A 13455-nucleotide genomic window follows, 5' to 3' on the forward strand; every position below is an offset into this window, starting at 1 on the left:
TCTCCGATGAGCCTGTCACCCAAGGCCGGCCCCGGCCATCAACGCCTTCGCCGTTTCATCGGCGCCTGGAGCGGCCCCGAGCGCGCGAATGCCGGAGATGCGCCGGCCAGCACCGGACATGTGCGCTTCCAACCCGATGTCGAGGGCTTGGTGCTGTTGCAGGAATACCGGCAGGAGGTCGAGGGCCGAATCGTGTTTCGCGGCCACGGGGTGATGACCATCGCCCCCGATTCCGGCGACGTGCTGTGGTGGTGGTTCGACAGCCACGATATGCCGCCGCTAACGCCGGCGCATGGCCGCTGGGAAGGCGAAACGCTGATCTTCGAGCACGAAACCCCGCAGCTCGCACTGCGCCACCGCTATGCCTTCGATGGCGCGGATCGCTACCGCTTCAGCGTCGAAGTCAGGCGGCCGGGCGAAACCGGCTTCGAACCGTTTCTCGATGCCGACTACCGCCACGAACGGCTGGGGCTGCACGCGTGAAGCACGCCATACTCGCATTCGCCCTGCTCGCCCCCGCCGCCGCCGCACAGCAGGCCGCCGCCCCGTCGGACCCGCCCAAGTACCGCAGCGCCAAGGAAATCATCGACACCGCCCCGGCCAGCGCCTGGCGCACCCCGGCGCCGGACAACCTGCTCTACATGGAATTCGGCGATGGCCGCCGCGCCATCATCGAACTCGCCCCGCAGTTCGCGCCCAGGCACGTGGAAAACATTCGCCGGCTGGCAAAGGCCGGCTTCTGGGACGGCACCTCGATCTACCGCTCGCAGGACAACTTCGTCATCCAATTCGGCGATGCCGAGGCCGACGACGGCGCCAAGGCCAGACCGATTCCTTCAGGCGTCGAGAAAAAACTGCCCGCCGAATTCGAACGCAGCGCCAAGGGCCTGGCATTCACCGCCATGCCCGATCACGACGGCTGGGCGCCGCAGGCCGGCTTCGTCGATGGCTTCCCCGCCGCGCGCGAGGGCGAATCGGGCGACGCCTGGCTGGCGCATTGCTACGGCACCCTCGGCGCCGGCCGCGACAATGCGCCAGACAGCAGCATCGGCGCCGAGCTGTACGTGGTTACCGGGCAATCACCGCGCGGGCTGGACCGCAACATCACCACCGTCGGGCGGGTGTTGCAGGGCATGGAATTCCTGAGCGCGATCCCGCGCGGGCCGGAACCGATGGGCTTCTACGAGAACGCCGGGCTGCGCACGCCGATCCAGCGCATCCGCCTGGGCAGCGCACTGCCGGAAAACGCGCGCGTCGCGCTGGAAGTGATGCGCACCGACGCCCCCGCCTTCGCCGCGGTGGTCGAGGCGCGCCGCAACCGCCGCGACGCCTGGTACGCGCGAGCGGCCGGCCATATCGACCTGTGCAACATCAACATCCCGGTACGGGTGAAAAAGCCCTGATGGCCACTGTGACGCCGGGAAAGCCCGGCATCAGCCATCCGTCGCCAGCACCTCGTGCTGGAACAGGCACATGCGATACGCGCTGCGATAGCGACCGTCGCTGAAGAACTCGTCCTTCAGCAAGCCCTCGCGCTGGAAGCCGCAGCGCTCGTAGATGCGGATCGCGGCGGCGTTGTCGACATCCACCAACAAATAGAGCTTGTAGAGGTTGAGCACGCGAAAGGCATAGTTGATGGCGAGACAGGTGGCGATGCCGGCATGGCCGCGGCGCTGGTGCTCCGGCGCCACCATGACCAGGAATTCGGCGCGCCGGTGCAGATGGTTGATCTCGACCAGTTCCACCAACCCCACCCGCTGGCAGGCGGCGTCCTCGATGATGAAACGGCGCTCGCTCTGGTCATGGATGTGCTTCGCGAACAACTCCTCCAACTCCACGAACGATTCGTAAGGCTCCTCGAACCAGTAACCCATCACGTTGCGGTTGTTGTTGAGCTGATGGACGAAATGCAGATCGCCACGCTCCAGCGGACGCAGACTGACCGGCGGTGTGGTGGCGTCGCGGACGGTTTCCATACCCCGAGCTTACCTCCAGCGCGATGCGTTTTCGTCAGTGCGATAGATTTCCTCCCCACGCATTCGCCCAGGCTGCTAGTCTGGGCGCGGTTCCCAGCGAGACACCCCATGCCGCTCCTCCGCATACGCATCACCGGCAGCGAAGACGACATCCGCGCCATCACCAACCTGTTGCAGAGCCTGGACGGCATCGAACACGTCGAGGAAGTGGCCGACCTGATGCCGCATATGGACGATGCCGATTCCAGCTCGGCCGGCCTCTCCGACGTGCGCGGCCCGGACGCCCACGAGATCGAGATCGACGCCCCCAACGATTCGACCGCCCGCCATGTACGCCAAGTACTGGAGGAGTTGGCCTTCGACCTCGACGCCATGGTCGAGTTCGAGGAAGAGGAGGACTGAAAGCACACCGCCTGAGTCCGGGGGATACGCCACGGACTCGCCGGCCCCCACCCGCCGCCGATCGGCTTGAAGACGGTGCCGATGCACTGACCGAGCACACTCGGCTTGAAGACGATACCCAGGCCCTGACCGAGCACGCTCGGTTTGGAGGCGATACCCAGGCGATGACCGGGCGCGACCGGCTTGAAGACGGCGCCCAGGCGATGACCGAGCACGACCGGCTTGAAGACGGTGCCGATGCGCTGACCCAGCACGACCGGCTTGAAGACGGTGCCAATGCGCTGACCCAGCACGACCGGCTTGAAGACGATGCCGATGCACTGACCGAGCGCGACCGGCTTGAAGACGGTGCCGATGCGCTAACCGGGCACGCTCGGCTTGAGCACCCGCATCGATGTCAGCGGGCCGCCATGATGCGGCGCCGGGGTCGGCCGGAATCAGCCTTCGCCCGTGGCGACGGGCCGCGCGGGGTCATCAATCCAGCCGCTCCACGACCCCATGTAGAGCTTGCCGCCCTCCAGCCCTGCATGCGCCATCGCCAACAGGTGATGGCAGGCGGTGACGCCGGAACCGCACATCGCCACCAGATCGGAAGGCGTGCGCCCGCCCAGCAGAGCGGCGAATTCAGCGAACAGCGCCTCGCGTGGCTTGAAGCGGCCATCGGCGCCGAGATTGGTCGGGAACGGCCGGTTGACCGCGCCCGGCACGTGTCCGGCACGCCGGTCGATCGGCTCCACCTCCCCGACGAAACGCTCCGGTGCGCGGGCATCGACCAGCAGCCCGCCGTGAGCCAGATGGGCGATGACATCCTCATGGTCGAACAGGCGGGCGCGATCGAAATCGCCCGGATACGGCGTGGCCCGCGCGCGCGGTGGCGCGGCTTCGATGGAAAGCGGCAGGCCAGCCTCGCGCCAGGCTTTCAACCCGCCATCCAGCACCGCGACCCGCACATGACCGAACAACCGCAGCAGGCACCAGGCACGGGCGGCGTACATGCCGTTGTCGGCATCGTAGGCCACCACTTGCGTGTCGGGCGCGATGCCCCAGCCAGCCAGCGTCCGCGCGAACGTCTCGGCGCACGGCCACGGATGGCGGCCCTGCCCCGTTCGCGCCATGTCGGAGAGGCGATCCTCCAGATCGGCGTGGAGCGCGCCGGGAATGTGGCCCTCGGCATGGAGCCGCGCGCCGGCGGCACGGTCGGTCAGCACCGCGCGGCAATCGAGGATCACCCAATCCTCGCGTCCGGACGCGGCGGCCAGGGTGGCGGTATCGATCAGGGTTTGCCGGTGCATCTTCATCGCGATTTCTCCAGGCGGTGGCGCAGATTCTCCACGATCATCGCAGTCGCGCCCCAGATACGCGGGTGCGCCGCCCCCGGCCATGGGCGCAGTTCGGCAACGCGGCGCTTCCGGCCCTGCCACGACAACGCCTGATGGAACAAAGTACCGGGCGCGAGAACGAAATCCAGCGGCAACTCGAACACCTCGGCCACCTCGCCCGGGTCGGGCACGGCGCGATAAGCGGGATCGATCCGCGCCACCACGGGCACCACCCGGAAGCCGGTGACGGTCGCCATCGGATCGAGAAACCCGAGCGGTACCACCTCGGGATCGCCGATACCGATTTCCTCACGGGTTTCGCGCAGCGCCGCGGCAACCACGCCTGCATCGCACGGCTCCACCGCGCCACCGGGGAAACTGACCTGGCCACCGTGATGGCGCAGGTGCTCGGTACGGCGGGTGAAGAGTATCCGCGCGCCTTCGGCACGCGTCACCAGCCCCACCAGCACCGCCGCCTCACGCAGCGTGGCCGGCAGCAGATCGTCGATACCCTCGCGGTTCCACGGCGCGTCCAGCGGCGGTCGCGGCAACGGCCGCAACGCCGGGAGGATGTCGGCCAGCCCAGGACTCATCGCGGAACCACCGACAGCGACTGCCAACCACGACGCGGCAGCACCTCGTGCATGATGCGACGGCGTTCGCCATCGTCCATGGATCGCCAACGCGCAATCTCGTCACGGCTGCGCCGGCACCCCAGACACAATCCCTCCGGGTCCAACTGGCAGACGCCACTGCACGGGCTTTCGATGGTCTTCACCGGGTCGTTCATCGGCATTGGGTCGCACAAAGAGAAACGCCGGCGCGAGGCCGGCGTTCCATTCTGCCATCGGTCTTACTTGATGCTGACCAGCTTGATTTCGAAAGTCACCGCCACGTTCGGCGGAAAACCCGAGCGCGGGTCGTTGCCGAAAGCCTTGTCGGGCGGCAAGGCGACTTCCCACTTGGCGCCACTCGGCATCTGGGTGATGACATCGCGCATCGCCTGCATCTCGATCTCGCTGACCTTGATGGTGGGCGTTTGCGCCGGCTGGGCCTGCTGCGGGCGCTGGCCGAACGGGAACGGGCCGCTGACCTCCAGCGAGACGGTATTGGCAAGCGTCGGCTTGGCGCCGGCGCCATTCCCGATCACCCGATACATCACGCCGCCCGGCAGCGTTTTCACACCGGCCTGGGCCTTGAACTGGTTGAGGTACTGGGTGCTCTTGGTCTGGTTCTCGCCAGCGACTTTGTTGAACTCCGCCTGCGCGGCCTGGGCCTTGGCCTGCTGGCGCCTCTGGAAAGCCTCCAGCGCCGGACGGGCCTGCTCCGGGGTGATCGCCGGCTGCTTCTTGGCCAGGCCGTCCTGCACCGCCTTCACCACCGCGGCGGTATCGACCGGCTCGCCGCTCTCGGCCAGATTGCGGGCGAAGTCATAACCAAAGGCGTAGCTCAGCTTACCCTTCTCGGAATTCATGTCCTGCGCACCGGCGACGCCCGCGGTCAGGGTGAGCGCCGCGACGGCGGCAGCCAGCAAACGCAATTTCATAGATTTCCTCTTGATGTGGGGCGGACATCATGCCCGCAAACAACGCGCTAGGATAATCAGCCACGGCCTTAACCGCCACTGACAGCATCAGACTACCCTTCCCGGCATTGGTTCCCGCGACTTTTCCCACCAAGAGGCAACATGTCCGCTTCCCCGCTTTCGATCGAAACCCGCGACGGCATCCGCACTCTCACCGTCAACCGCCCCGACAAACTCAACGCACTCGATTCGGCCACCCTCGGCGCCCTGCACCGCGCTTTCGATGAAGCCGCGAGCGATGCCGAGGTGCGCGTGGTGGTGCTGACCGGCGCGGGCGGTAAAGCCTTCGTCGCCGGGGCCGACATCAGCGAAATGAATGGCCTGACGCCGGTGGAAGGGCGCGACTTCTCGCTGCGCGGGCAACGTATGATGCGGCGGGTGGAAAAGATGCCGAAGCCGGTGATCGCCGCGATCAATGGTTTCGCCCTCGGCGGCGGGCTGGAACTCGCCATGTGCTGCCACCTGCGGATCGCCGCCGACACCGCCAGGCTCGGCCAGCCCGAGATCAACCTCGGCCTGATCCCCGGCTTCGGGGGCAGCCAGCGCCTGCTGCGGCTGGCCGGCCGCGCGGCAACACTGGAGCTGTGCCTGACCGGCGCGCCCATCCACGCCGAACGCGCGCGCGAACTCGGCATCGTCAACCGCGTGGCGCCGGCGGCCGAACTGATGGATGAAACGATGAAACTCGCCACCCAACTCGCCAACGCCGCGCCGCTGGCGCTGCGCGCGATGCTCGACTGCGTGAACATCGGCGGCGAATGCGGTATCGAAGAAGGTCTGGAATATGAATCGGCCCAGTTCGGCCTGGTGTTCTCCACCGAGGACATGCGCGAAGGCACCTCGGCCTTCCTCGACAAGCGCACCCCCGCCTTCAAGGGGCGTTGATGGCGGCGGACACCACTCCCGGCATCGACCTCGCCGCCATCGCCACGGCTTTGAACGAAGACGATGTGGATGCCGCGCTCGGCCTCGGGCTGCTGGACTGGCCGGGCGATTCGGAAACCGCGTATCGCGCCGGCCTGGCCGACACCGACATCGCCACCCTGAAGCGTGTGCGCGACGAACGCCTGGCCGCGCTGGCCGCGCGCGAACGCCACCGCGCCCGCGCCGCCCGACTGGCGCGGCAGGCCGGAGAGCGGCGGCAACGCCAGTCCGACACCCTTGCCAATGGCCCTACCGGCAAACCGGCACTCTCCGGAGCGGCGGCGGCGGCGCTGGCCCGCGCGCTGGCCAAGGCCAAACGATGACACCCACAAAGAACATCCCAGCCGGCAAGGCGGTGAAAAAAACGCCGTCGAAAAAACCATCGGCCGAGAAACCCGTATCGAAAAGCCCCCCCGCGGCAAAGAAAACACCGTGCGAATCCACCTTGATGAGCGCGGCCGAGATCACCGAAGCCTTCCGCCGCTGGCACGACCTGGAGCCGGAGCCGAAAACCGAGCTGGCATATTCGACGCCATTCGAACTGCTGGTGGCGGTCGCCCTCTCCGCCCAGGCCACCGACGTCAGCGTCAACAAGGCGACACGACGGCTGTTCCCTATCGCCAACACGCCAGCGACGATCGCCGCGCTGGGCGCGGAAGGGCTGAAGCCTTACATCGCCACCATCGGCCTGTTCAACACCAAGGCGGCGAATGTCGCGCGGCTGGCCGAATTGTTGCTGGAGCGCCACGGCGGCGAAGTGCCGGCCGAACGCGCCGCGCTGGAGGCGCTGCCGGGCGTCGGCCGCAAGACCGCCAACGTCGTGCTCAATACCGCCTTCGGCCAGCCGACGATGGCGGTGGACACCCACATCTTCCGTGTCGCCAACCGCACCGGGCTGGCGCCGGGCAAGGACGTGCGCGCGGTCGAAGACGCGCTGCTGGAACGCGTGCCGCCCGGATACCTACGCCACGCGCACCACTGGCTGATCCTGCACGGGCGCTACATCTGCAAGGCGCGCAAGCCCGATTGCGGCCTGTGCCCGATCCTCGACCTCTGCCACTGGCCCGAGAAAGCGCAGGCAGCCGCCTGAGCCAACTGGCGGCAGGCCCGCGCACGCCAACAGAAACCTACCGGGACGATGGTGATCACCGAGCCTCGCAACCCAGCGGCAGGTTCACACACCAGCGGAAACGCCCCGGCAAACGAACCGCCCCCGGAAATTGAACACTCATCCAACTTCCGGGGGGCGGTTCGGTCGCTACGGAGCGCTCGTTTTCCTTCGCAACCGGACCGATCAGAACGCGAACTGCGTGCGCAGCGCGTACTGGTTGGTCTTGTCGTTGTTGACTTCGTTGTTGCCGCGGGTGTAGTTGAACATGAAGCGCAGATTCGGGGTGACGTAGTAATTCACGCCGAGGATCGCCGAGCTGGCCTCGCGATTGGCAATGCGCTTGTTCTTGATGGTGTCGTAACGCGCGGTCAACTCCCAGGCACCGCCTTCCGGCACCGCGGCCGACCCGAATATGCCGGTATCGGATTTGTACGGCTTATGGCCGCCAGTCAACAGCCAGCTACCCTGCACGTACCAGGTATCGACCTTCTGCGAAGGGCCGATCGGCATCCTGAAATCGGCATTGGCATATTCGGCCTGGAAGAAGGCCGGGCCGAACGCCCCGGCGGCTTCCAGCCCAATCACGCTCACGCTCTTGGCGCTGCCCGCGTTGATGCTGGCGATGGTCTGCGACGGCCCACGACGGCCCGCGTAGTTGGCAACGGCCGACAGCGTCGGAGTCGCCTGGTTGCTGTTCTCATTGCTGTACGAAAGACCGAAGTGCAGGGTGTTATCGGCATCGTTGATCGGCGCCCAGGTGCCGCGCGCGGCAAAGCCGATGCCTTCGTTGCGCGTGCTGGAAGCGCTGCGCAGATTGAACAACGAACCGCCGATGGTGTAATTCGGCGCGCTCATCCTGTAACCAACGCCCTGCTGGAACTGGCGGCCGCTGTACAGGCCGGTGGCCGAGGAGAGCGGACGCTCCATCATCAGGATTTCGTTCGAGCTGGTGAGTTCCTCCATCGACCGGTAAGGCTTGAAATGGCCGATGGTCAGCTTGCCCGGGCCGATCTTCCTGGCGATGTACACGTCACGGAAGCCATCGGGGTTGGTGCCGGCGGCGAAGTCCTGCTCCATCTTGTAATCCCAGCCCAGCGCCTTGCCCTGCAAGGTCAGGCGGGCACGGCGGAACTCGGTGGTACCGGTGACGGGAGCGATGTCGCGGTCGAAGGCATAGGTGTCGAAATGGATGCGGCCACCCAGCGACGCCTCGAACTTCTTGTCCTGCGAGGTGATCTTGATACCGCCCTTGGTCTCCACCTTGGGCAGGTTGTCGGCCAGCTTGTCGAACTCTTCCTTGTTGGCGACGTTGATTTCCTGTTGGCCTTCGGCGCGCACTTCTAGCTCGGCGACCTTGGCTTGAAGCTCGGCGATCTGCTGACGCAGGGCGGCCAATTCGCTGCTGGAAACGTTCTGGGCATAGGCGGCCGGGCTGATGCCGGCGGCGACCGCCAGCGAGATGGCCAAGGTGGAAACGCGCATGGGTGACTCCGAAGTCTTGTGTGGGGAATTTGAAAGGTGGAAGAAAGCCGCCGCGGCGCGCGGCGCGTTAAGGAACCGTCAAGGCGCGGCCAGGGTGTCCGAACCCGATGACAATTTCATGCCATCCACATGTCAATTGGATGACATTCCGGACAACCGCTCGCAAAGCCTCCAGCGGCGCGTCTCTTGCCGGACAAATCAGGAAATCGGGCGATACGAAAACAAAATCGTCCGATATCGATATGTCACCCACGTGTCATCCGCACAACATGTTTTTGTCATCAAAGCCGGGTCGAATGGCGGCCTTGCAATCCCGCCATTTTCATTCGCTAACCGGAGTCACTCGTGCGCAACCTCCTCAAGACCTCTCTTCCCATGCTGGCGATCGCCGCTGGCATGAGTGTCAACGTCCAGGCCGCCGAGGCCACTGGCGCCGGCGCTTCGTTCGTGTACCCCGCCATGTCGAAGTGGTCGGCCGACTATGCGCGCGCCACCAACAACAAGATCAACTACCAGTCGATCGGCTCCGGCGGCGGCATCGCCCAGATCAAGGCCGGCACGGTCAACTTCGGCTCCTCCGACGCCCCGCTGGCGCCGAAGGAGCTCGCGCAGTTCAAGCTGGCGCAGTTTCCGTCGGTGATCGGCGGCGTGGTGCCGGTGATGAACGTGCCGGGCGTGAGCGCCGGCGCGATGAAGCTCGACGGCGACCTGCTGGCCGACATCTACCTTGGCAAGGTCACGATGTGGAACGACCCACGCATCGTCACGCTCAACGGCGGCGTCAACCTGCCGGAAATGAAGATCACCGTGGTGCGCCGCTCGGACGCCTCGGGCACCACTTTCAATTTCGTCAACTATCTGTCCAAGGTCAGCCCGGAATGGAAATCCAAGGTTGGCGAAGGCACCTCGGTGAGGTGGCCGGTGGGCATCGGCGGCAAGGGCAACGAGGGCGTGACCGGCTACGTGAAGCAGATGCGCGGCGCGATTGGCTACGTCGAGCTGTCCTACGCGATCCAGAACAAGCTGGCCTACGCCCGCCTGAAGAACTCGGCAGGCAACTACGTGAACCCGAGCGAGCAGAGCTTCCAGGCCGCCGCCGCCAATGCCAACTGGAGCGACTCGAAGGACTTCTACCTGGTGATGACCAATGCGCCGGGCGCGCAAAGCTGGCCGATCACCGCCACCAACTTCATCCTGATGCACAAGGAACCGAAGAACGCCGATGGCGCCAAGGCCGCCAAGGAGTTCTTCCGCTGGGTCTACGCCAACGGCGGCCAGCAGGCCCGCCAGCTCGGCTACGTGCCGCTGCCGGCCACCCTGGTGCAGCAGATCGAAACCTACTGGTCGGCCAACATGGCCTACTGAGCCTCTTCCTCCGTGCAAGACCCTCTTTGCGCGGGCTTCGGGCCCGCGCTTTTTTTGCGATGACGTAAACGACCCGGACGCATGGGGAGCAAAACCGACACGGCTACCAAAGAACCCAAAAAACACTGGAATTTCAATTCATTACGGAATTGCGACGAGATTTGTGACGGATAGTAATCGTATTGTCACATTGAAATCGTCCCATAGACGCACCGCCCACGGCGCGGATCTATTCCCTGCTCAACAGGAGCCCACATGAATTTCCATCCGGTGCGTCTCACCGCCCTCGCCCTTGCCGCCACGGCCGTCCTGGCCGGCTGCAATCAACCCGCCGCCGACGGCACCCAGAACGCCTCCGGCAACGCGCCGGCCGCCGCCGCGGGCGAGAAAGTCACCGCCGACATCACCGGTGCCGGCGCCAGCTTCATCTACCCGCTGGTCTCGCGCTGGTCGGCCGACTACAACAAAGCCACCGGCAACAAGGTCAACTACCAGTCGATCGGCTCCGGCGGCGGCATCGCCCAGATCAAGGCCGGTACCGTGAACTTCGGCTCCACCGACCGCCCGCTCTCATCCGAGGAGCTGGCCGAGGCCGGCTTGGCGCAGTTCCCCTCGGCGATCGGCGGCGTGGTGCCGGTGTTCAACCTCGAAGGCATCGAGCCGGGCAAGCTGCGCATCTCCGGCCCGGTGCTGGCCGACATCTACCTCGGCAAGATCACCACCTGGAATGACGCCAGGATCGCCACCGAAAACCCCGGCGTGACGCTGCCGAAGGACAAGATAAGCGTGGTGCGCCGTTCGGACGGCTCCGGCACCACCTTCAACTTCACCAACTACCTCTCCAAGGTCAGCGCCGACTGGAAGGGCAAGGTCGGCGAAGGCACCACGGTGAACTTCCCGGTCGGCATGGGCGGCAAGGGCAACGAAGGCGTGGCCGCCTATGTCAAGCAGATCAAGAACTCGATCGGCTACGTCGAGCTGTCCTACGCGCTGCAAAACAAGATGCCGTATGCCTCGATGCAGAACGCCGCCGGCCACTGGGTGGAACCAAACGCCGCCAGCTTCTCGGCCGCCGCCGCCAGCGCCGACTGGGCCAACGCCAGCGACTTCAACCTGGTCATCACCAATGCGCCGGGTGCCGACGCCTGGCCGATCACCGCCACCAACTTCATGCTGATCTACAAGCAGCCGAAGGATGCGGTGCGCCAGCAGGCCACGCTCGACTTCTTCAAGTGGGCGTTCGAGCAGGGCCAGGCGCAGGCCAAGACGCTCGATTACGTGCCGCTGCCGCCGGAGCTGGTCCAGCAGATCGAAGCCTACTGGGCCTCGTTGAAGTAATCCGCGCACGAACGCCGGCGGGAAGCGCGCGTCGCTTCCCGTCGTTCGCGCAAGCACGCTTTTCCGGCGCCTCCCGCATCGAGCCTTTCCGATGAATGCAGTTTCCCTGCCCGCTCCCAGCAACCGCGATGCCAAGGACGCACGCAACGACAGCACCTTCCGCTGGCTATTGACGGCCGCTTCGATCTTCGTCCTGTTCACCCTGGCCGCCGCGGCGCTATCAATGCTGTGGGGCGGGCGCGAGGTGTTGTCGAGCGAGGGCTGGCGTTTCTTCACCTCAAGCGACTGGAACCCGGTCGAGAACAAATACGGCGCGCTGGTGCCGATCTACGGCACCATCGTCACCGCCATCATCGCCATGCTGATCGCCGTGCCGGTCAGCTTCGGCATCGCCTTCTTCCTGACCGAAGTGGCGCCGCGCTGGATGCGCGGGCCGGTGGGCACGGCGATCGAGCTGCTCGCCGGCATCCCGTCGATCATCTACGGCATGTGGGGCTTCTTCGTGTTGATGCCGGTCATGCGCGAACACGTCATTCCATACCTGGACAGCCATCTCGGCCCGATCCCGGTGATCGGAAAACTGTTCCAGGGCCCGCCGATCGGCGCGGGCATGCTGACCTCGGGCATCGTGCTGTCGATCATGGTGATTCCGTTCATTTCCTCGGTGATGCGCGAAGTCTTCCTGACCGTGCCCTCCCGGCTCAAGGAGTCGGCCTACGCGCTCGGCTCGACCAAGTGGGAAGTGAACTGGGACATCGTGCTGCCCTACACCCGCTCGGCGGTGATCGGCGGTATCTTCCTCGGCCTCGGCCGCGCGCTCGGCGAAACGATGGCGGTGGCCTTCGTGATCGGCAACAGCGTGCAATTCACCAGTTCGCTGCTGGAGCCTTCCACCACCATCGCCGCGCTCATCGCCAACGATTTCGGTGAGGCCACCGAGACCTACCGCTCGGCGCTGCTGCTGCTCGGCTTCGTACTGTTCATCGTGACGTTCATCGTGCTGGCGCTGGCGCGATTGATGCTGATGCGCCTCTCTCAGAAGGAGGGCAACTGATGAACGCCACCGCGCTCAAGCCCAAGGATTTCGAGAAGGCCGACGCCCTCTATCGCCGCCGCCGCTTCACCAATCTCATCGCGGTGAGCCTGGCCAATCTGGCCGCGTTGTTCGGCCTGTTCTTCCTCGGCTGGATCCTGTGGACGCTGATCAGCAAGGGCATCGCCCATCTCAACCTGGCGCTGTTCACCATGGATCAGCCGCCGCCGATGGAGCAAGGCGGCCTGCGCAACGCCATCGTCGGCAGCCTGATGATGTGCGCGATGGCGGTGATGATCGGCACGCCGCTCGGCATCGCCGCCGGCACCTGGCTTGCCGAATACGGCAACCGGGCCAAGCTCGGCACGGCGGTGCGCTTCGTCAACGACATCCTGCTTTCGGCGCCCTCGATCGTCCTCGGCCTGTTCGTCTACGCAATGTTCGTGATGCAGACCGGCGGCCGCTTCTCGGCGATCGCCGGCGCCGTCGCCCTCGCTTTCATCGTGCTGCCGGTGGTGGTGCGCACCACCGACGAGATGCTACGCCTGGTGCCGGTACAGATGCGCGAGGCCGCGCTCTCGCTGGGCGTGCCGCAATGGAAGGTGATCGTGCAGGTGTTGTATCGCTCGGCGCTGCCGGGCATCGTCACCGGCATCCTGCTGGCGCTGGCGCGCATTTCCGGCGAGACCGCGCCATTGCTGTTCACCGCCTTCGGCAACGAATTCTTCAGCCTCAACCCCAACGGCGCGATGTCCGCCGTACCGCTGGTGATGTACAAGTTCGCCGGTTCCGGCTTCGAGAACTGGGAGCACATCGCCTGGGCCGGCGCGCTGTTCATCACCTTGTTCGTGCTCGCCGTGAGCCTGTTCGCCCGCGCCATTCTGCTGCGCAACAAGATCACCCATGACTAATCTCTCTGC

At 65.6% G+C, this 13455-nt stretch carries 16 protein-coding genes; 10 read left to right on the top strand and 6 right to left on the bottom strand.

The genetic code is table 11. The features are described 5' to 3' along the window. Window positions 1-6: 6 nt before the first annotated feature. Window positions 7-483 (top strand): DUF1579 family protein, encoded by a 477-nt coding sequence (locus tag EBB59_RS06895; protein WP_158601739.1) that lies wholly within the window; start codon window positions 7-9, stop codon window positions 481-483. Next, on the top strand, window positions 480-1403 hold the full coding sequence (locus tag EBB59_RS06900; RefSeq protein WP_211327704.1) for a peptidylprolyl isomerase: 924 nt from the start codon (window positions 480-482) through the stop codon (window positions 1401-1403). Before EBB59_RS06895 ends, EBB59_RS06900 begins: the two co-directional genes overlap by 4 nt. Window positions 1404-1433: 30 nt before the next feature. Here EBB59_RS06900 and speG read toward each other — a convergent pair whose 3' ends face one another. Continuing rightward, window positions 1434-1976 (bottom strand): spermidine N1-acetyltransferase, encoded by a 543-nt coding sequence (gene speG, locus EBB59_RS06905; RefSeq protein WP_122101423.1) that lies wholly within the window; start codon window positions 1974-1976, stop codon window positions 1434-1436. 108 nt (window positions 1977-2084) lie between these two features. Between speG and EBB59_RS06910 the strand changes: the two genes are divergently transcribed. Beyond that, the gene (locus EBB59_RS06910) at window positions 2085-2378 is read left to right on the top strand and encodes a hypothetical protein (RefSeq protein ID WP_122101424.1); all 294 of its coding nucleotides are present in this window, start codon (window positions 2085-2087) and stop codon (window positions 2376-2378) included. Window positions 2379-2815: 437 nt separating this feature from the next. On the opposite strand, the gene EBB59_RS06915 is transcribed toward EBB59_RS06910, so the two are convergent. The 4 genes from EBB59_RS06915 to EBB59_RS06925 all read right to left on the bottom strand — a co-directional run bounded on the left by EBB59_RS06915 (window position 2816) and on the right by EBB59_RS06925 (window position 5243). Beyond that, the gene (locus tag EBB59_RS06915) at window positions 2816-3676 is read right to left on the bottom strand and encodes a sulfurtransferase (RefSeq protein WP_122101425.1); all 861 of its coding nucleotides are present in this window, start codon (window positions 3674-3676) and stop codon (window positions 2816-2818) included. After that, window positions 3673-4290 (bottom strand): NUDIX hydrolase, encoded by a 618-nt coding sequence (locus EBB59_RS06920; RefSeq protein WP_425451808.1) that lies wholly within the window; start codon window positions 4288-4290, stop codon window positions 3673-3675. Before EBB59_RS06920 ends, EBB59_RS06915 begins: the two co-directional genes overlap by 4 nt. Further along, the gene (locus EBB59_RS14555) at window positions 4287-4487 is read right to left on the bottom strand and encodes a DUF1289 domain-containing protein (RefSeq protein WP_425451809.1); all 201 of its coding nucleotides are present in this window, start codon (window positions 4485-4487) and stop codon (window positions 4287-4289) included. The genes EBB59_RS06920 and EBB59_RS14555 overlap by 4 nt, the downstream gene beginning before the upstream one ends. A 63-nt stretch (window positions 4488-4550) precedes the next feature. Beyond that, window positions 4551-5243, bottom strand: a complete 693-nt coding sequence (locus tag EBB59_RS06925; protein WP_122101426.1) for an FKBP-type peptidyl-prolyl cis-trans isomerase N-terminal domain-containing protein — start codon at window positions 5241-5243, stop codon at window positions 4551-4553. Between the two features lie 141 nt (window positions 5244-5384). Between EBB59_RS06925 and EBB59_RS06930 the strand changes: the two genes are divergently transcribed. The 3 genes from EBB59_RS06930 to nth all read left to right on the top strand — a co-directional run bounded on the left by EBB59_RS06930 (window position 5385) and on the right by nth (window position 7296). Further along, window positions 5385-6167, top strand: coding sequence for an enoyl-CoA hydratase/isomerase family protein (locus EBB59_RS06930; RefSeq protein WP_122101427.1), 783 nt, complete (start codon window positions 5385-5387; stop codon window positions 6165-6167). Then, window positions 6167-6529: a hypothetical protein gene (locus tag EBB59_RS06935; protein WP_122101428.1), complete on the top strand. Its 363-nt coding sequence runs from the start codon at window positions 6167-6169 to the stop codon at window positions 6527-6529. Before EBB59_RS06930 ends, EBB59_RS06935 begins: the two co-directional genes overlap by 1 nt. Window positions 6530-6654: 125 nt before the next feature. Continuing rightward, window positions 6655-7296 carry an endonuclease III gene (gene nth, locus EBB59_RS06940; RefSeq protein ID WP_122101429.1) on the top strand — a complete coding sequence of 214 codons (642 nt, stop codon included), beginning with the start codon at window positions 6655-6657 and terminating at the stop codon, window positions 7294-7296. Between the two features lie 204 nt (window positions 7297-7500). Here nth and EBB59_RS06945 read toward each other — a convergent pair whose 3' ends face one another. Continuing rightward, window positions 7501-8799 carry a porin gene (locus tag EBB59_RS06945; RefSeq protein WP_122101430.1) on the bottom strand — a complete coding sequence of 433 codons (1299 nt, stop codon included), beginning with the start codon at window positions 8797-8799 and terminating at the stop codon, window positions 7501-7503. A gap of 375 nt (window positions 8800-9174) precedes the next feature. On the opposite strand from EBB59_RS06945, the gene pstS (EBB59_RS06950) reads away from it, so the two are divergent. The 4 genes from pstS (EBB59_RS06950) to pstA all read left to right on the top strand — a co-directional run bounded on the left by pstS (EBB59_RS06950) (window position 9175) and on the right by pstA (window position 13446). Beyond that, window positions 9175-10164, top strand: a complete 990-nt coding sequence (gene pstS, locus EBB59_RS06950) for a phosphate ABC transporter substrate-binding protein PstS (protein WP_122101431.1) — start codon at window positions 9175-9177, stop codon at window positions 10162-10164. Between the two features lie 255 nt (window positions 10165-10419). Further along, window positions 10420-11502 carry a phosphate ABC transporter substrate-binding protein PstS gene (pstS, locus tag EBB59_RS06955; RefSeq protein ID WP_122101432.1) on the top strand — a complete coding sequence of 361 codons (1083 nt, stop codon included), beginning with the start codon at window positions 10420-10422 and terminating at the stop codon, window positions 11500-11502. Window positions 11503-11593: 91 nt separating this feature from the next. Next, on the top strand, window positions 11594-12556 hold the full coding sequence (gene pstC, locus EBB59_RS06960; RefSeq protein ID WP_122101433.1) for a phosphate ABC transporter permease subunit PstC: 963 nt from the start codon (window positions 11594-11596) through the stop codon (window positions 12554-12556). Beyond that, window positions 12556-13446 carry a phosphate ABC transporter permease PstA gene (gene pstA / locus EBB59_RS06965; protein ID WP_122101434.1) on the top strand — a complete coding sequence of 297 codons (891 nt, stop codon included), beginning with the start codon at window positions 12556-12558 and terminating at the stop codon, window positions 13444-13446. Before pstC ends, pstA begins: the two co-directional genes overlap by 1 nt. Window positions 13447-13455: the final 9 nt, after the last annotated feature.

This window comes from Solilutibacter pythonis (assembly GCF_003697345.1).
Classification (GTDB): Bacteria; Pseudomonadota; Gammaproteobacteria; order Xanthomonadales; family Xanthomonadaceae; genus Solilutibacter; species Solilutibacter pythonis.